Annotated in this window: 16 protein-coding genes; all 16 read left to right on the top strand. The window is 59.0% G+C overall.

Annotated elements, in window-relative coordinates; genetic code table 11:
- Nucleotides 1-33 precede the first annotated feature (33 nt).
- The 16 genes from pyrH (at nucleotide 34) to carB (ending at nucleotide 18,278) form a co-directional block, all read left to right on the top strand.
- A complete protein-coding gene (gene pyrH / locus ACFQND_RS17415; RefSeq protein ID WP_371436411.1) occupies nucleotides 34-744 on the top strand; it encodes a UMP kinase in 711 nt (236 codons plus the stop codon).
- A 59-nt stretch (nucleotides 745-803) separates the two neighbouring features.
- On the top strand, nucleotides 804-1,364 hold the full coding sequence (gene frr / locus ACFQND_RS17410) for a ribosome recycling factor (RefSeq protein ID WP_371436410.1): 561 nt from the start codon (nucleotides 804-806) through the stop codon (nucleotides 1,362-1,364).
- Between the two features lie 112 nt (nucleotides 1,365-1,476).
- Entirely contained in the window at nucleotides 1,477-2,235 is a 759-nt protein-coding gene (gene uppS, locus ACFQND_RS17405) for a polyprenyl diphosphate synthase (RefSeq protein ID WP_371436409.1), read from the top strand.
- On the top strand, nucleotides 2,235-3,098 hold the full coding sequence (locus tag ACFQND_RS17400) for a phosphatidate cytidylyltransferase (RefSeq protein WP_371436408.1): 864 nt from the start codon (nucleotides 2,235-2,237) through the stop codon (nucleotides 3,096-3,098). The genes uppS and ACFQND_RS17400 overlap by 1 nt, the downstream gene beginning before the upstream one ends.
- Nucleotides 3,095-4,282: a 1-deoxy-D-xylulose-5-phosphate reductoisomerase gene (gene ispC / locus ACFQND_RS17395; protein WP_371436407.1), complete on the top strand. Its 1,188-nt coding sequence runs from the start codon at nucleotides 3,095-3,097 to the stop codon at nucleotides 4,280-4,282. The genes ACFQND_RS17400 and ispC overlap by 4 nt, the downstream gene beginning before the upstream one ends.
- 1 nt (nucleotide 4,283) lies before the next feature.
- Entirely contained in the window at nucleotides 4,284-5,687 is a 1,404-nt protein-coding gene (rseP, locus tag ACFQND_RS17390; RefSeq protein ID WP_371436406.1) for an RIP metalloprotease RseP, read from the top strand.
- A 36-nt stretch (nucleotides 5,688-5,723) separates the two neighbouring features.
- The gene (gene bamA, locus ACFQND_RS17385) at nucleotides 5,724-8,045 is read left to right on the top strand and encodes an outer membrane protein assembly factor BamA (RefSeq protein ID WP_371436405.1); all 2,322 of its coding nucleotides are present in this window, start codon (nucleotides 5,724-5,726) and stop codon (nucleotides 8,043-8,045) included.
- Nucleotides 8,045-8,557, top strand: a complete 513-nt coding sequence (locus ACFQND_RS17380; RefSeq protein ID WP_371436404.1) for an OmpH family outer membrane protein — start codon at nucleotides 8,045-8,047, stop codon at nucleotides 8,555-8,557. The genes bamA and ACFQND_RS17380 overlap by 1 nt, the downstream gene beginning before the upstream one ends.
- A 39-nt stretch (nucleotides 8,558-8,596) precedes the next feature.
- Complete coding sequence (gene lpxD, locus ACFQND_RS17375; RefSeq protein ID WP_371436403.1) at nucleotides 8,597-9,646, top strand: UDP-3-O-(3-hydroxymyristoyl)glucosamine N-acyltransferase; 1,050 nt, start codon at nucleotides 8,597-8,599, stop codon at nucleotides 9,644-9,646.
- Nucleotides 9,647-9,694: 48 nt separating this feature from the next.
- Complete coding sequence (gene fabZ, locus ACFQND_RS17370; RefSeq protein ID WP_371436402.1) at nucleotides 9,695-10,135, top strand: 3-hydroxyacyl-ACP dehydratase FabZ; 441 nt, start codon at nucleotides 9,695-9,697, stop codon at nucleotides 10,133-10,135.
- A 16-nt stretch (nucleotides 10,136-10,151) separates the two neighbouring features.
- Entirely contained in the window at nucleotides 10,152-10,964 is an 813-nt protein-coding gene (lpxA, locus tag ACFQND_RS17365) for an acyl-ACP--UDP-N-acetylglucosamine O-acyltransferase (RefSeq protein WP_371436401.1), read from the top strand.
- A gap of 72 nt (nucleotides 10,965-11,036) precedes the next feature.
- Nucleotides 11,037-12,167, top strand: a complete 1,131-nt coding sequence (gene lpxB / locus ACFQND_RS17360) for a lipid-A-disaccharide synthase (protein ID WP_371436470.1) — start codon at nucleotides 11,037-11,039, stop codon at nucleotides 12,165-12,167.
- Complete coding sequence (gene rnhB, locus ACFQND_RS17355) at nucleotides 12,139-12,756, top strand: ribonuclease HII (RefSeq protein ID WP_371436400.1); 618 nt, start codon at nucleotides 12,139-12,141, stop codon at nucleotides 12,754-12,756. Before lpxB ends, rnhB begins: the two co-directional genes overlap by 29 nt.
- Nucleotides 12,753-13,535, top strand: a complete 783-nt coding sequence (locus tag ACFQND_RS17350; protein ID WP_371436399.1) for a TrmH family RNA methyltransferase — start codon at nucleotides 12,753-12,755, stop codon at nucleotides 13,533-13,535. The genes rnhB and ACFQND_RS17350 overlap by 4 nt, the downstream gene beginning before the upstream one ends.
- A 347-nt stretch (nucleotides 13,536-13,882) precedes the next feature.
- Nucleotides 13,883-15,055, top strand: a complete 1,173-nt coding sequence (gene carA, locus ACFQND_RS17345) for a glutamine-hydrolyzing carbamoyl-phosphate synthase small subunit (protein ID WP_371436398.1) — start codon at nucleotides 13,883-13,885, stop codon at nucleotides 15,053-15,055.
- A complete protein-coding gene (gene carB, locus ACFQND_RS17340) occupies nucleotides 15,048-18,278 on the top strand; it encodes a carbamoyl-phosphate synthase large subunit (RefSeq protein ID WP_371436397.1) in 3,231 nt (1,076 codons plus the stop codon). The genes carA and carB overlap by 8 nt, the downstream gene beginning before the upstream one ends.
- Nucleotides 18,279-18,368: the final 90 nt, after the last annotated feature.

Raw genomic sequence — 18,368 nt, 5'->3', positions numbered from 1 at the left:
CTTCAATCCAACCAAACCCCAGAAAGCGCCCACATGCCAGCCTACAAGCGAATCTTGTTAAAACTGTCAGGTGAGGCCCTGATGGGGGACGATGCCTTTGGCATCAACCGCGCGACCATCGTGCGCATGGTGGAGGAGATCGCCGAAGTCACCCGCATGGGTGTGCAGGTTGCGGTGGTCATCGGCGGCGGCAACATCTTTCGCGGTGTGGCGGGCGGCTCGGTCGGGATGGACCGGGCAACGGCTGATTACATGGGCATGCTGGCCACCGTGATGAATGCGCTGGCACTGGGTGACACCATGGACAAGGCGGGCCTGATTGCCCGCGTCATGTCGGCCATCGCAATCGAGCGTGTGGTTGAGCCCTATGTCCGTCCCAAAGCCCTGCAGTATCTCGAAGAAGGCAAGGTTGTCATCTTCGCTGCGGGCACCGGCAATCCATTTTTCACCACCGATACCGCTGCGGCATTGCGCGGCGCCGAGATCGGCGCTGAAATTGTGCTGAAGGCGACGAAGGTTGATGGGGTCTATTCGGCCGATCCGAAAAAAGACCCGAACGCCACGCGTTACACGAATATCACTTTTGATGAAGCCATGGGCAAAAACCTGGAAGTGATGGACGCCACGGCTTTCGCGTTGTGCCGCGACCAGAAGCTGCCGCTCAAGGTTTTCAGCATTTTCAAGCACGGCGCGCTCAAGCGCGTGGTTCAGGGCGAAGACGAAGGAACGCTGGTTCACGTTTAAGCTTGCTCTAATCTGGCTTCATCAGACTTTCCATTGCATAAAAATCCGGAGTTTCAATCATGAGCATTGCTGAGATCAAGCAGACCGCAGAGCAGAAGATGCAGCAGTCTGTGGATTCGTTCAAGAACAGCCTGACCAAGATCCGTACCGGCCGTGCCAACCCGGGGCTGCTCGACACGGTGCAGGTCGACTATTACGGTTCCATGGTTCCCATCAGCCAGGTCGCCAATGTTTCCTTGCTCGATGCACGCACCATTAGTGTGGCACCGTGGGAAAAAGGCATGGGCGCCAAAATTGAAAAGGCTATCCGGGACTCGGACCTGGGGCTCAACCCTGCATCGCAGGGGGACCTGATTCGTGTGCCCATGCCAGCCATGACCGAAGAGCGCCGCAAGGAACTGACCAAGGTTGTTCGCGGTGAGGGTGAGCACGCCAAGGTGGCGATCCGCAATCTGCGCCGTGACGCCAACGACCATGTTAAAAAACTGGTCAAGGACAAGCTGGCATCGGAAGATGATGAGCGCCGTTCACAGGATGACGTGCAGAAATTCACCGATCGTTTCATTGCCGAAGTAGACAGGCTGGTCTCGGGCAAGGAACAAGACATCATGGCCGTTTAAATTGCCCCCACGTTCGCTCACTGCGTGTAGCTCTCTGCCCCCCGAGGGGGCCGTGTTTTCCTTGGGGCGGCCCGGTGGAAAACCTTTTCTCCACGCGAGTTGATGTTCATCTATGGCCACCACCCAACCCATCGTTCCGCACCATGTGGCCATCGTCATGGATGGCAACGGCCGCTGGGCGACCAAACGTTTTCTCCCGCGTGTGGCGGGCCACAAGCAGGGCGTTGATTCGCTGAGCCGTTGTGTTCAGGCCTGCATAGACCGCGGCATTGCCGTATTGACGGTGTTTGCCTTTTCTTCAGAAAACTGGAATCGGCCATCTGAAGAGGTTTCCGGGCTGATGGAGCTTCTGGCGCTGTCCTTGTCCCGGGAAGTCCCCAGCCTGAAGGCCAACGGTGTTCGCCTGCATTTTGTTGGCGACCGCCAGCGGCTGTCTGAAAAAGTCCAGGCGGGTTTGGCGCAGGCGGAACTCGGCACCTCTGCCAACCAGCGGCTTGTTTTCAACGTCTGCTTCAATTACGGCGGCCGCTGGGACATTGCCCAGGCGGCACAAAAACTGGTGGACAGCGGACAGGCCATTACTGAAATGTCGATGGATCGTGCCATGGCGCTGGCGCATGTACCCGATCCCGACCTGTTGATCCGCACCGGTGGTGAGTTGCGCATCAGCAATTTTTTGCTGTGGCAGGCAGCGTATTCGGAGCTGCATTTTTCCGACAAGCTCTGGCCGGATTTTGATGCCGCTGCGCTGGACGAGGCGATTGCCGTGTTCCGCAGCCGGGAGAGGCGCTTTGGCAAGACGTCTGCACAGCTGAACAGCCAGGGCAATACGCAGCAGGAAGCGGATGCCCAAAACATGAAAGCCGCCTGATGCTCAAGCAGCGTGTGATCACTGCAGTCGTTTTGCTGGCGATCCTGCTGCCTGCACTTTTTTACCGCACACCACTTCCTTTTTGCGCGGTTGCACTGGTGCTCATTGCCGCTGGTGCCTGGGAGTGGGGCCGCCTAAATGGATGCGGCCAGGTGCCTTCGGTACTGCTTGGGTTGGGTAGTGTTTTTCTGTGCGGGTTTTCCTGGTATTTCGGCCTTCTGGAGAAACCGTTACCGGTGCTATGGACGCTGGCGGGCGCTTCATGGGTGCTGGTTGGTGCCTGGCTCTTGCGCCAGGGCGTGGCTGGCTGGTCTCGTATTCCAAGAGCGGTGCGCCTGTTTGGCGGTTTGATCGCCTTGTGGCTGGCCTGGCTGGCCGTCGCGCAGGCACGCGTGATTGGCATTAATTTCCTGCTTTCTGTGCTGCTGCTGGTCTGGGTGGCCGACATCTTTGCCTATTTTGCGGGCCGCGCCCTGGGCGGGCGGTTTAGCAAAAGCAAACTTGCGCCGTCCATCAGCCCGGGCAAAAGCTGGGAGGGCGTTTGGGGTGGCATGGCCGGTGTGGTGGCCTTGTCGGTCCTGTGGGTCTTATTGGATCGTTCGGGTAATACCGGTATTTTCAGCGGCAGCCTGTATGCCCGCTTGTGGACCCTGCACGGTGCAATGGTCATGCTGGTGGCTGTGGTTTTCCTGGCCGCCATGAGCGTGGTGGGCGACCTTGTTGAGTCCTTAATCAAGCGCAGCGCGGGTGTCAAGGATTCCAGCGGTTTGTTGCCTGGCCATGGCGGTGTGCTGGACCGTGTTGACGCCTTGTTGCCAACCTTGCCGCTGGCGATGATGCTGGCGAACCTCCAGGTTTTATGACTTCCGTTAAACAGCGCGTTACCGTCCTGGGCTCTACTGGATCAGTCGGGGTCAATACCCTGGACGTGATTGCGGCGCATCCCGACCGGTTCGAGGTGTTTGCGCTTAGCGCCGCAACACAGACCGAGTTGATGCTGGCGCAATGCGTGCGTTTCAAGCCGCGCTACGCGGTGATGGTCAATGAGGCGCAGGCTAGGCTTCTGGCGGAAAAAATAAAAAAAAATGGGCTTGTGACCGAGGTCCTGCGCTCGCCGGATGCTCTCGAAACCATAGCATCCCATGAGGATGTGGATGCCGTGATGGCCGCCATTGTGGGCGCTGCCGGGCTGGCTCCATGCATGGCTGCAGCGCGGGCCGGTAAACGCTTGCTGCTGGCCAACAAGGAAGCCCTGGTGGTTGGCGGTGATGTGTTCATGCAGGCTGTGCATGCGGGCGGTGCGCAGCTGCTGCCCATAGACAGCGAACATTCGGCCATTTTCCAGTCCCTGCCGGAAGATCCCGCAACCTGGGCCGGGCGTGTTGAAAAGATTATCCTGACAGCTTCTGGCGGCCCGTTTCGAACACGTGATCCGGCAACGCTGCGTGACGTCACGCCGGACCAGGCCTGTGCACACCCGAACTGGGTGATGGGGCGAAAAATTTCCGTGGATTCGGCCACGATGATGAACAAGGCGCTGGAGGTCATCGAGGCCAAATACCTGTTTGGCCTCAAGCCCGCGCAAATCGAGGTGGTGATTCACCCGCAAAGCATCATCCATTCGATGGTTCAGTACTTCGACACCTCTGTGGTCGCCCAGTTGGGCACGCCCGATATGCGCGTGCCGATTGCCTATGGCCTGGCCTGGCCTGGCAGGATTGCCTCGGGTGCCCAGGCGCTGGATTTCAGGGCCATGTCAAGCATGACGTTTGAGGTGGCAGATCATGAGCGTTTCCCTGGCCTGCAATTGGCATGGGAAGTACTGGCGGGCCCGACAGGAACCACTGCGGTATTGAATGCTGCCAATGAAATCGCGGTTGCCGCTTTCCTGGACAGGCGGATACGCTTTGACCAGATCCATGCTGTAAACCGTGCAACTTTGGACGGGCTTCCCGCATCTGAAATAAGCGGTATCGGCGATTTGCTGGCGCTGGATGCCGAGGCGCGGGCGACCGCCCGCGAAATCGCCGGACACCTGGAGGTTTGACATGCTGACATTGCTTGCCTTTGTAGTGGCTCTGGGCGTGCTGATTGCAGTGCATGAATACGGGCATTACCGGGTAGCTGTTGCGTGCGGCATCAAGGTGCTGAAGTTTTCGATCGGCTTCGGAAAACCTGTCTATACATGGCGCCTGAAAGGCAAGCCGACCGAGTTCTCCATCGGCATGCTGCCCTTGGGCGGTTATGTGAAGATGCTGGACGAGCGCGAGGCCCCGGTTGATGCCGGGGAGCGCCACCTGGCCTTTAACACCCAACCGTTGAAGGCAAGGGCGGCTGTGGTTGCAGCGGGCCCCATTGCGAACCTGTTGCTGGCTATACTGCTTTACAGCATTGTGAACTGGAGCGGCCTGCAGGAGCCCAAAGCGGTGTTGGCCAGCCCCGTGGCGGGCTCTATTGCCGAGCGCGCCGGCTTGCGTGGTGAAGAGCTTGTGCAGCAAGCCGGGTTTGACGGTGAGTCGCTTGAGCAGGTGCGCTCATTTGAGGATTTGCGCTGGCGCCTGACGCAAGGCGCCCTGAATGGCCGTGATGTCCGGCTGGTGGTCAGCAAGGACCGTGCTGCGCAGCCATTGGCCGATGCACCCGATCAGCCGACAACGGAAGTGCTGCTGAAGCTGGGCCAGCTCAATGCCAGCGATGCTGATGCGCAATTGTTTCGCAAAATCGGCATTCTTGGCCCATGGACCAAGCCTGTGATTGGCGATGTCATGGCCGGCAGCGCTGCTGAAAAGTCCGGCCTGCGCGCCGGCGATCTTGTTCGGCGGGTGGGTGATACCCCGATTGTGGATGGCCAGCAATTGCGCGAAACCATACGCGCATCCGTGCAGTCAGGTGCCAAACCGCCTGCAATTGGCCTTGCGCAGACCTGGCAAGTCGTGAGGTCCGGCCAGTTGCTTTCCTTGCCCGTGACCCCGGAGGTTCGACAGGAAGGTAAAACCTTTGTTGGCCGCATCGGGGCTTATGTGGGCGTACCACCGGAATTTGTAATGGTGCGTTATGGCCCCCTTGAGGGCCTGTGGCAGGGTGTGGTACGAACCTGGGATGTGTCGGTGCTGACTCTGAAAATGATGGGAAAGATGGTGATCGGGCAGGCCTCGCTGAAAAACCTCAGCGGCCCACTGACCATTGCCGACTATGCGGGCAAGTCCGCCAGCCTTGGCTGGAGCGCTTATTTGCTGTTTCTCGCCTTGATCAGCGTCAGTCTTGGCGTGCTTAATTTACTGCCTCTGCCGGTTCTGGATGGCGGGCACCTGATGTATTATCTTTGGGAAGCGATCACTGGGCGAAGCGTGTCTGACGCCTGGATGGGCAGATTGCAGCGCGGTGGTGTTGCAGTGCTACTGTGCATGATGTCTGTAGCCCTGTTTAATGATGTCACCCGGCTCTTTGGCTGACCCCAAACCTACACCCCAGGCTAACACCTAACGTTCATGCAAAAACAATTCAATCGATTCAAACTTCGAACCGTGTCTGCCATTGCCGCTGGCCTGTTGATGGCGCATTCAGCCTGGGCCGTGGACCCTTTTACGGTACGGGACATCAGGGTTGAAGGCCTGCAGCGCGTGGAGCCCGGAACCATCTTTGCGTCATTGCCCTTTCGGGTTGGTGAAACTTATAACGACGACAAGGGTTCAACCGCCATTCGGGCATTGTTTGGCCTGGGCCTGTTCAAGGATGTACGCCTTGAAGTCAGCGGCGATGTCCTCGTTGTCATCGTTGAAGAACGTCCGACGGTGGCGGACGTGAGCTTCGTTGGGGCAAAGGAGTTTGACAAGGATGTCCTTAAAAAGGCGCTTCGTGAAATCGGGCTTGCGGATGGCCAACCTTTTGACAAGGCCCTGGCCGACAAGGCCGAGCAGGAGCTAAAACGCCAGTACATCAACAAAAGCATGTACGGCGCGGAGGTCATCACGACGGTCACGCCAATCGAGCGCAACCGCGTCAACCTGACTTTTAACGTGGTTGAAGGCGATATTGCCAAGATCAAGGAAATACGTATCGTCGGCAACAAGGCGTTCAGTGAGTCGACCTTGCGCAACCTGTTTGACCTGGATACAGGCGGCTGGATGAGCTGGTACACCAAGTCCGACCGTTATTCACGCGCAAAACTCAATGCCGACATTGAAACCCTGCGCTCCTACTACTTGTCGCGTGGCTACCTGGAGTTCAAGGTTGATTCCACGCAGGTCGCCATATCGCCCGACAAGCAGGATGTCAGCATCACGCTCAATGTGACAGAAGGCGAGCGCTTTGTGGTCTCCGGCGTCAAGCTGGAAGGCAACTACATCGGCAAGGAAGAAGAGTTCAAAACGCTTGTCACCATCAAGCCCGGTGAAGCTTACAACGCCGATACCGTGGCAGCGACCACCAAGGCCTTTTCCGATTACTTTGGCACCTTCGGTTTTGCCTTTGCAAGGGTGGAGGCCGTGCCGGAAATCGACCGGGTTAACAACCGGGTTGCCTTTGTTTTGCAAGCTGAGCCTTCCAGGCGCGCTTATGTCCGGCGCATCAACATCGCGGGCAATAACAGGACCCGGGATGAGGTGGTGCGGCGCGAGTTCAGGCAGTTTGAATCATCATGGTATGACGGCGACAAGATCCGCCTTTCCAGGGACCGGGTTGACCGCCTGGGTTTCTTTACCGACGTGGGTGTTGACACACAGGATGTGACCGGTACGCCAGACCAGGTGGACCTCACGGTCAACGTTGTTGAGAAACCTACCGGTAATTTACAGTTGGGTGCGGGTTTTTCCAGCGCTGAAAAGCTTTCCCTGAGTTTTGGTATCAAGCAGGAGAATGTCTTTGGCTCGGGTAATTACCTGGGGGTTGAGGTCAATACGAGCAAGCTGAATCGCCAGCTCGTTCTAAGCACGGTTGACCCTTATTTCACTGCGGACGGTATTTCGCGCGCCCTGGACGTGTACATGCGTACCAGCCGGCCGTATACAGGGCAAGAGTCCCTGACGACTACGCAGAGTCTGGACTATGCATTGAAAACAACTGGTGCAAGCCTTCGTTTCGGCATTCCTTTCACTGAAACCGATACGGTTTATTTCGGTGGTGGCTACGAAAGGCTAACCATCGAGCCCGGCATCAATCCATTGCCCAGTACCTACCAGGCTTATGCCAATCAGTTTGGTTACACCAGCGATGCCATTCCCCTGACAGTGGGTTGGACGCGTGACAACCGCGACAGTGCCCTGGTGCCTACAAAAGGCCGCTATCAGCGCGTTTTTGGTGACTGGAGCCCTGCGGGTGATGCCCGGTATGTGCGTGGGAATTACCAGATCCAGCAATATATTCCGCTGAACAAGCAGTACACGGTGGCGTTGAATGGTGAAATTGGCTGGGGACGCGGCCTGGACCAACGGCCTTTCCCGGTATTCAAGAACTTTTCCTCGGGTGGTCTCGGTTCTGTTCGCGGATTCCAGCAGGGCTCGCTGGGCCCGCGTGACGCTGCCGACCTTGCCTTGGGCGGGCCTAAAAAGATCACACTCAATGCCGAGTTGATTGCGCCGTTCCCCGGAACCGGAAATGACAGGACTTTGCGCATGTTCGCATTTTTTGATGCCGGCAATGTGTTCGGCGAAAATGATCCCTACAAGTTGAGTGACCTGCGGGCTTCGGTCGGTCTCGGTGTCAGCTGGATTTCCCCTGTGGGGCCTTTGCGCATTGGTATCGCCAACCCCATACGTAAAAAAGTAGGCGATAGAATAGAGCGCTTCCAATTCCAAATCGGTACATCTTTCTAATGAAGAACCTTTCACGCAAATTATTCCTGGGCTCCGTGATTGCACTGGCCGGGTTTGCCGCCAGTGCCCAGGAGTTCAAGGTCGGAATTGTCAACCTGGACCGGATTTTCCGCGAGGCCAATTCGGCCAAGGCAGCGCAGACCAAGCTGGAAGCGGAATTCGGCAAGCGCGAAAAAGACCTGAACGATACCGCAACGCAGCTCAAGACGCTGTCGGACAAGTTTGAGCGGGAAGCACCCACCCTGTCTGAAAGCCAGCGCAACGTGCGCCAAAAGCAGTTGGTGGACCAGGACCGTGATTTCCAGCGCAAGCGCCGTGAATTCCAGGAAGACCTGAATGCCCGCAAGAATGAAGAGTTGCAGCAGGTCATCGAGCGCGCCAACAAAGTGGTTAAAGCGCTTGCGGAATCCGAAAAATACGACCTGATTGTTCAGGAAGCGGTATACGTGAATCCCAAGCACGACATTACCGACAAAGTGCTCAAATCTCTGAATGCCTCGAACGGCAAATAACGGGCGAAGCATTTACGGGCCAGCCCGGGCAGGTGCAGCGTGACGCTAAAGCTCGCTGCCATCGTTGAGTCACTGTCCAGCGAGTTTGATGCCCGGCTGGCAGGCGATCCGGAGCTGTTGATTGAGCGCCTGTCCACGCTGGAACAGGCAACAGCTCATGACCTGACTTTCCTGAGTCATCCCAAATACGCCGGGAAACTGGCGCAATCAGCTGCCGCCTGTGTTGTGGTGTCACCGTCCGTTGAGGCTCCAGCCATTCAACGCGGCGCCTGTATCATCGTTGATGACCCTTACCGCTACTTTGCGCGCATCACGCAGCTCTGGAAACGCCACCACAGCGCCGAGCCTGCCGTTGCGGTTCACCCCAGTGCCTTTATTGACCCGCTTGCAGCGGTTGCTCCGGATGCATCGATTGGTGCATTTGCCTGCATAGGGCCGGGTGCGGTAGTTGCTGCCGGTGTGCGTATCGCCGAGCATTGTGTCATTGGCCGGAATGCCGCCGTAGGAAAGGGCAGCCGATTGTCCGCGCGGGTGACGCTGGCAGAAGGCTGCAGCGTGGGTGAGCGCTGTATCGTGCACCCAGGCGCAGTGATTGGTGCTGACGGCTTTGGCTTTGCGCCGCATGATGGGCGCTGGGAAAAGATCGAGCAACTCGGTGGCGTCCGTATTGGCAACGATGTCGAGATCGGGGCCAATACATGTATTGACCGTGGCGCCCTGCAGGACACGGTGATTGAAGATGGCGTCAAGCTGGATAACCTGATCCAGATCGGCCACAACGTGCATATCGGAGCCCACACCGCTCTGGCCGGCTGTGTCGGGGTTGCGGGCAGTGCCCGCATTGGCGCCCACTGCACGATAGGCGGTGGCGCGGTTGTGCTGGGGCATTTGGCGCTTGCCGACCATGTGCATATTTCCGCTGCATCCGTGGTGACGCGCTCCATCCTGAAGCCAGGAAACTACACCGGCTTCTTTCCCATAGACGACAATGCAGGCTGGGAAAAAAACGCTGCAACACTCAAGCAGCTTCACGCCTTGCGTGAAAAGATCAAGCAACTTGAAAAAAGCCTCAAGGGCAGCGCTGCCTGACCGCCCCGACAGCTCCGATAGCCTCTCACAATATTCCGAAGAAAAATCATGATGGACATTCACCAGATTCTCAAGCAATTGCCGCATCGCTACCCTTTTTTGCTGGTAGACCGGGTGCTTGAAATTGAAAAAGGCAAGAGCATCAAGGCGCTGAAAAACGTCACGATCAACGAGCCGTTTTTTGTCGGGCATTTCCCGCACCGCCCGGTGATGCCGGGCGTGCTGATGCTGGAAGCCATGGCGCAGGTGGCTGCCTTGCTGGCATTTGACACGCTGGGTGTGACGCCTGACGACAAAACCGTTTATTACTTTGCAGGCATTGACGGCGCCCGTTTCAAGCGGCCCGTGGAACCCGGCGACCAGCTCATCATGGACGTGACGCTGGACCGCATGAAGGCTGGTATTTTCAAGTTCAAGGGCATCACCCGCGTCGGCGACAACGTTGCCTGCGAGGCGGAGCTGATGTGTACCATGCGGACCATTGCCTGAAGCTGGCGCACAGAACATGACGCAGACAGTTTCCGCGACGGGTGTTCACCCGACAGCGCTTGTAGATGCCAAAGCCGAGCTGGACAGCTCGGTCAGCGTCGGGCCGTACAGCATCATCGGCCCGAACGTGAAGGTGGGGGCGGGTACCACGATAGGCGCGCACTGCGTGATCGAGGGCCACACCACGATAGGCCGCGACAACCGCATCTTCCAGTTCAATTCATTGGGTGCGATTCCCCAGGATAAAAAATACGCAGGCGAGCCGTGTGAGCTGGTCATTGGCGACCGCAATACCATTCGCGAGTTTTGCACTTTTAACATTGGCTCCCCGGGCGACAACGGCGTGACGCGTGTCGGAAATGACAACTGGATCATGGCCTATGTGCACCTTGCGCATGACTGCATGGTCGGCAACAACACTGTGTTTGCCAACAACACGCAGCTGGGCGGACATGTGCATGTGGATGACTGGGTCATCCTTGGTGGCTTTACGGTGGCGCACCAGTTCGTCAGGATAGGCGCCCATAGTTTCACCGCCATGTGCTCCTTGCTGTTTGCCGATTTGCCGCCCTTTGTGATGTGCCAGGGTCAGCCTGCCCAGGCGCGCTCCATGAATTTTGAGGGTTTGCGCCGTCGTGGTTTTTCTCCCGAGCGGATTTCCGCCGTGAAAGCCATGCACAAGGCCTTGTACCGCGAAGACCTGACGCTTGAGCAGGCCAGGGGGCAGATCGCAAGCCTCACTGAAAAACACCCGGAAGCAGAGCCTGACGTGCGGATGATGCTCTCTTTCCTGGAGCAAACATCGCCGCAGCGCGGCATTGTCCGCTAGGCGCCCATGTCGGTTGCGCCCACCCCTGTGCCTGTCCGTACAGAGGCCGGCCAGCCCACTCCCCGTATTGCCATGGTGGCCGGAGAAACGTCCGGTGACTTGCTTGCGGGTTTGCTGCTCGATGGCTTCAAGGCGCGCTGGCCGGCACTTGCCTCGGCCGGTATTGGCGGGCCGCATATGGCCAAACGTGGCTTTGACGCCTGGTGGCCCAGCGACAAACTGGCGGTGCGTGGTTATGTAGAGGTACTGCGCCACTACCGGGAAATTGTCGGCATACGCGATCAGCTGAAGGTCCGCCTGCTGGAGCAGCGCCCCGATATTTTTATCGGCGTGGATGCACCCGATTTCAACCTGGATCTTGAAGCCGCGCTCAAGGCACAAGGCATCAGGACCGTTCATTTCGTCAGTCCTTCCGTCTGGGCCTGGCGGGCTGACCGTGTGGAAAAAATCCGGCGCAGCGTGGACCACGTGTTGTGCATTTTCCCGTTTGAGCCGGCCTTGCTTGCTTCCCATGGCATTGCCGCAACTTATGTGGGACACCCGTTGGCGAATGTGATCCCCATGCAGCCGGACCGGGCCGCCGCCAGGCGCAAACTGGGCCTGCGGGATGCCGACACCGTGGTCGCCATCCTGCCGGGCAGCCGGAAATCCGAGGTCCAATACCTTGCAAAGCGCTTTTTTGAGGCTGCAGCCCTTGTAAAACGTGTGCAACCAGCTATTAAATTCATAGTGCCTGCAGTTCCCTTGCTGAAGCACATGATTGAGCGCCTGGCCGGCGAAGCGGGTGTGCAGGCTGACCTGCAGATTGTTGAGGGCCAGTCGCACACCGTGCTGGCCGCCTGCGACGTCACGCTGATTGCCAGCGGTACCGCCACGCTGGAAGCGGCGCTGTTCAAGCGTCCCATGGTGATTGCCTACAACATGAACTGGCTCTCCTGGCAGATCATGCGGCGTAAAAAGCTGCAGCCCTGGGTTGGTTTGCCGAACATTCTTTGCGAAGACTTTGTGGTGCCAGAGCTGCTGCAGGATGCGGCCACGCCCGCGGCACTGGCAGCCGGCGTGTTGCAGTGGGTGGACGCCAAGTCCGCGGCACCTGACAAAATAGCCGCTGTTGAACAACGATTTACCCTGCTGCATGCGCAATTGCAGCGTGACACTGCCCAATTGGCGACCGATGCGATCCAGAAAATTCTTGAAGGCTGAACAGACCGCGCTGTCCTGGGATACGCCCGGGCTGATGGCCGGCGTTGACGAGGCCGGGCGCGGGCCGCTGGCCGGCCCAGTGGTGGCCGCAGCTGTCATTCTTGACGACCTCAACCCCATCAAGGGACTCGCAGACTCCAAAAAACTCACGGCCCTGCGGCGCGAAAAGCTCTACGACGAGATCCGCGCGAAGGCACTGTGCTGCTCGATTGCGCTGGCAACCGTTGAAGAGATCGACTCCCTGAACATCCTGCAGGCCACCATGCTGGCCATGAGGCGCGCCGTGGAGGGCTTGCGGCTCAAGCCCAACAAGGTGCTGGTAGACGGCAACCGCTTGCCAACGCTGGACATTCTTGCCGAGGCGATTGTCAAGGGCGACGCCCTGGTGCCGGCCATTTCCGCCGCCTCCATCCTGGCCAAGGTCTACCGGGACCGCTGGTGCGCCGAGTTTCATCTTGAATACCCGCAGTATGGTTTTGCCGGGCACAAGGGTTATGGCACGGCAATGCACCTGGCGGCGCTGCGCGAGCATGGTGCCTGTCCCCAGCACCGCAGGTCGTTTGCGCCCGTGGCCGAGGTGTTGCGATGACGGACGGTTTTTCGGTGCCCGTCACCCATGTAAGCTCGCGCGATAACCCGCTCATCAAGGATTTGCGCAAACTATCGCAGGACAGCACTGCTTACCGCAAACAGGGACGGGTCTGGCTGGAGGGCGACCACCTGTGCCGGGCCGCGCTTTTGCGCGGCCTGAAACCGGCCGTGGCCGTGTTTTCAGAGTCTTTTTGGCCCCTTGCCCCCACGGAATGGGCGCAGGCGGCTATCAAAAACATAGTGATTCCCGACGCGCTGCTGCCGGAAATCAGCGGCCTGGAATCACCCGCGCGCATGGGCTTTGTGATGGACCTGCCTGTTGCGGCCGGCCTTCAGGGTGATGCCGCTTCGGTGATCCTGGACCGTGTGCAGGATGCCGGCAATGTCGGCTCCATCCTGCGCAGTGCGGCGGCCTTTGGTTTTGACCAGGTTATCGCCCTCAAGGGGACGGCCGCACTCTGGTCTCCCAAAGTATTGCGGGCCGGCATGGGCGCCCATTTTGCACTACGGCTGGTGGAGGGCGTTGAGGCTGATGCGCTGGCCGCGCTGACCGTACCCATTGTTGTTACAAGTTCGCACCATGGTGATTTTCTGCATCAACAAAAACTGCCCATGCCCTGTGCCTGGGCCATGGGCCATGAAGGGCAGGGCGTCGGTGTCGGGTTGATGGCCAGGGCGGCGCTGAAGGTGCGCATAGACCAGCCCGGCGGCGAGGAGTCGCTGAACGTGGCTGCCGCTGCCGCTATTTGCCTGTACGCAAGCTCTCTGCGGATATAGAAACACCCCCGTCCAGGCTCACTGCGTGTAGCCTGTTCCCCCTCAAGGGGGCGGCGCCTGCGGTCTGGCAAAGCCAGTCCCGCGGCCCCCGCTGGTTGCGCCAATTGAACTCTTCATGCCGGCATGAGTCGCGGAACCGGCTTTGCCGGGCCGCAGGCGGGGGGCCGGGAGCTACACGCAGTGAGCGACCGTGGGGGCAAACAGCACTCTACTCAGCTATAATCAGTGGCTTTCCCGCAAACCCCTGTACGCCTAGCGCATTCAAGCCAACTCCCTTACAAAAGCAGCAACCAAGAGTCCGCTCTTGAGCACGCTTGGGCGTACCCGTAACCAACCCGGAGAACCCAGTGCTTTTGTCTCTAAAGGGTAATACCCCTCACGCCATCCTGGCGCTCGCAGACGGCACGGTCTATATTGGCAATTCCATTGGAGCAGCAGGCTCCACGGTCGGCGAGGTGGTGTTCAACACCGCCATGACCGGCTACCAGGAAATCCTGACTGATCCCAGTTATTGCCAGCAGATCGTCACCCTCACGTACCCGCATATCGGCAACTATGGTGTCAACGCCGAAGACGTCGAGGCGGAAAAAATCCACGCGGCCGGCCTGATCATCAAGGACCTGCCTTTGCTGGCGTCCAACTTCCGCATGTCCATGACCCTGACGGAATACCTGGTCAAGGAGAACACGGTTGCCATCGCCGGCATCGATACCCGCCAGTTGACCCGCCTTTTGCGTACCAAGGGTGCACAAAACGGCTGCATCCTGGCACTGGCCCAGGGTGAGGCTGTCAGCCAGGCGGCGATTGACAAGGCCATCGCTGCGGCCAAGGGCGCGCCCAATATGGCCGGGCTGGACCTGGCCAAGGTCGTTTCGGTCAAGCAGACCTACGAGTGGACCCAGACCGAGTGGAAGTTGGGTGCGGGTTACGGCGTGCAGATCACGCCGAAATTCCATGTGGTTGCGTATGATTTCGGCGTCAAGAAAAACATACTGCGCATGCTGGCCGAACGCGGCGCACGTATCACGGTCGTGCCGGCGCAAACGCCTGCTGCCGATGTGCTCAAGCTCAAACCCGACGGCATTTTCCTGTCCAACGGCCCTGGTGATCCTGAGCCCTGCGATTACGCCATAACCGCCACGCGCGAATTGATTGAAACCGGCATCCCGGTTTTCGGTATTTGCCTGGGCCACCAGATCATGGCCCTGGCCAGCGGTGCGACCACGTTCAAGATGCAGTCCAGCCACCACGGTGCCAACCATCCGGTGAAAGACCTGGACAACGGCCGTGTCAGCATCACCAGCCAGAACCACGGTTTTGCGGTGGACAACAAAAACCTGCCAGCCAATCTGCGCGCCACGCACGTCAGCCTGTTTGACGGCACCTTGCAGGGCCTAGCCCGTACCGACAAGCCGGCTTTCTGCTTCCAGGGCCACCCGGAAGCTTCACCTGGCCCACACGATATTTCCTACTTGTTTGATCGCTTCACGGCACTGATGGAGCAACACAAAAATGCCTAAGCGTACCGACATCAAATCCGTTCTTATCATCGGCGCCGGCCCCATCATCATCGGCCAGGCCTGCGAGTTCGATTACTCCGGCGTGCAGGCCTGCAAGGCGCTACGCGAGGAGGGCTACAAGGTCATCCTGATCAACAGCAATCCGGCGACCATCATGACCGACCCGGCCACGGCCGACGTCACCTACATCGAGCCCATCACCTGGCAGACGGTTGAGAAAATCATCGCCAGGGAGCGCCCCGACGCCATCCTGCCGACCATGGGCGGGCAGACTGCGCTCAACTGCGCGCTGGACCTCTGGCACAACGGTGTGTTGGAAAAGTACAAGGTCGAGCTGATTGGTGCAAAACCCGAAGCCATCGACAAGGCGGAAGACCGCCTGAAGTTCAAGGACGCGATGACCAAGATCGGTCTCGGTTCTGCGCGCTCCGGCATTGCGCACAGCATGGATGAAGCCTGGGCCGTGCAAAAGACGCTGGGCTTCCCGACCGTGATCCGCCCCAGCTTCACGCTGGGCGGCACCGGCGGCGGCATTGCCTACAACTCGGAAGAGTTTGAAGTGATTTGCAAGCGCGGCCTGGAAGCCTCGCCGACCAACGAACTGCTGATTGAAGAGTCTCTGCTCGGCTGGAAAGAGTACGAGATGGAAGTCGTGCGCGACACCGCCGACAACTGCATCATCGTCTGTTCGATTGAAAACCTGGACCCCATGGGCGTGCACACCGGCGACTCCATCACGGTGGCACCAGCACAGACGCTGACTGACAAGGAATACCAGATCCTGCGCAATGCGTCGCTGGCCGTGTTGCGTGAAATCGGCGTCGATACCGGCGGCTCCAACGTGCAGTTCTCCATCAATCCGGTGGACGGCCGCATGGTCGTGATCGAGATGAACCCGCGTGTCTCGCGTTCATCCGCATTGGCCTCAAAGGCCACGGGTTTCCCTATTGCCAAGGTCGCGGCCAAGCTGGCGGTCGGCTACACGCTGGACGAGTTGCGTAACGAAATCACCGGCGGTGCCACGCCGGCGAGCTTTGAGCCGACGATTGATTACGTCGTCACCAAGATTCCGCGTTTTGCGTTTGAGAAGTTCCCACAGGCCGACAGCCGCCTGACCACACAGATGAAATCCGTTGGTGAGGTTATGGCCATGGGCCGTACCTTCCAGGAGTCCTTCCAGAAGGCCTTGCGCGGCCTGGAAGTCGGCGTGGACGGCATGAACGAAAAAACCCAGGACCGTGAGGTGCTTGAAAAGGAACTGGGCGCGCCCGGCCCCGATCGCATCTGGTACGTGGGCGATGCGTTTGCCCTGGGCATGAGCGTGGACGAAGTGTTTGCGCTGACCAGGATAGACCCCTGGTTCCTGGTGCAGATCGAGCAGATCGTCAAGATCGAGCTGGAACTTGAAACCACTTCGCTGGACAAGATCGATGCGGCCACCCTGCGTACCTTGAAGCAAAAGGGTTTCTCTGATCGCCGCCTGGCCAAACAGTTCAAAACCACAGACACCGCGATTCGCGACAAGCGCCGTGCGCTGGGTGTGCGGCCGGTCTACAAGCGCGTGGACACCTGTGCTGCCGAGTTTGCGACCAACACCGCCTACATGTACTCGACCTACGAGGCCGAGGGCAGCGAATGTGAAGCCGCGCCCACGGACAAGAAGAAGATCATGGTGCTGGGCGGCGGACCCAACCGCATAGGCCAGGGTATCGAGTTTGACTACTGCTGCGTGCATGCGGCCCTGGCCATGCGCGAAGACGGTTACGAAACCATCATGGTCAACTGCAACCCCGAGACCGTGTCCACCGACTACGACACCAGCGATCGCCTGTACTTCGAGCCATTGACGCTGGAAGACGTGCTGGAAATCGTCGACAAGGAAAAGCCGTTCGGCGTGATTGTCCAGTACGGTGGCCAGACGCCTTTGAAACTCGCGTTGGACCTGGAGGCCAACGGCGTGCCCATCATAGGTACCTCGCCCGACATGATTGATGCAGCCGAAGACCGCGAGCGTTTCCAGAAACTGCTGCATGAACTCAAGCTGCGCCAGCCGCCCAATGCCACGGCCCGTACCGAGCCGGAAGCGCTGGAAAAAGCTGCCGCCCTGGGCTACCCACTGGTGGTGCGCCCCAGCTATGTGCTGGGCGGCCGTGCCATGGAAATCGTGCACGAGCAGCGCGACCTGGAGCGCTACATGCGCGAAGCCGTCAAGGTCAGCCATGACTCGCCGGTGTTGCTGGACCGCTTCCTCAATGATGCGATCGAGTGCGATGTGGATTGCATCCGCGACTCCGAAGGCAAAACCTTTATCGGTGGCGTGATGGAGCATATCGAGCAGGCTGGCGTGCACAGCGGCGACTCGGCTTGCTCCCTGCCGCCGTATTCGCTGAGTGCCGAGACTGTCGCCGAGATCAAACGCCAGACCGCCGCCATGGCCCAGGCCCTGAACGTGGTTGGTTTGATGAACGTGCAGTTTGCGATCCAGCATGTGGATGGCAAGGACGTGATCTACGTGCTGGAAGTGAACCCGCGTGCTTCCCGTACCGTGCCTTTTGTCAGCAAGGCCACCGGCATACAGCTGGCCAAGGTGGCTGCGCGCTGCATGGTCGGCCAGTCGCTGGCTTCGCAGGGCATCACCAGGGAAGTCACGCCGCCGTATTTCAGCGTGAAGGAAGCGGTTTTCCCCTTCGTCAAATTCCCCGGCGTGGACACCATTCTCGGCCCCGAGATGAAGTCCACCGGCGAGGTGATGGGCGTTGGCAAGACCTTTGGCGAAGCCTTCGTCAAATCGCAACTCGGCGCCGGCACCAAGCTGCCGACGGCAGGGCGTGTATTCCTCACGGTGAAGAACAACGACAAGCCGCGTGCCGTCGAAGTGGCGCGTGCGCTGGTGGCATTGAAGTTTGAACTGGTCGCGACCAAGGGTACGGCGGCGGCCATCACGGCTGCCGGCATTCCTTGCGGCGTGGTCAACAAGGTCACCGAAGGCCGGCCGCACGTGGTGGACATGATCAAGAACAACGAGATTGTGCTGGTCATCAACACCGTGGAAGAGCGCCGCAATGCGATTGCCGATTCGCGGCAGATCCGCACTTCGGCCTTGCTGGCCCGCGTCACGACCTTCACGACGATTGCGGGTGCAGAAGCTGCGGTGGAAGGCATGAAATACCTGGACAACCTGACTGTTTATTCGGTCCAGGAACTGCATGCCCAATTAGGTTAAGTACCGGGTCGACAGCCCCCTATTTGCATTAAACTTAAAACAGATTAAACACGCCGCCGCCAGGTGACTGGTGGCGGTTTCGCTTTTGCA

The organism is Polaromonas aquatica (assembly GCF_042659145.1).
GTDB classification, from domain to species: domain Bacteria; phylum Pseudomonadota; class Gammaproteobacteria; order Burkholderiales; family Burkholderiaceae_C; genus Polaromonas; species Polaromonas aquatica.
The sequence above is the reverse complement of the archived record's forward strand: the minus strand, read 5'-3'. Positions and strand labels throughout refer to the sequence as shown.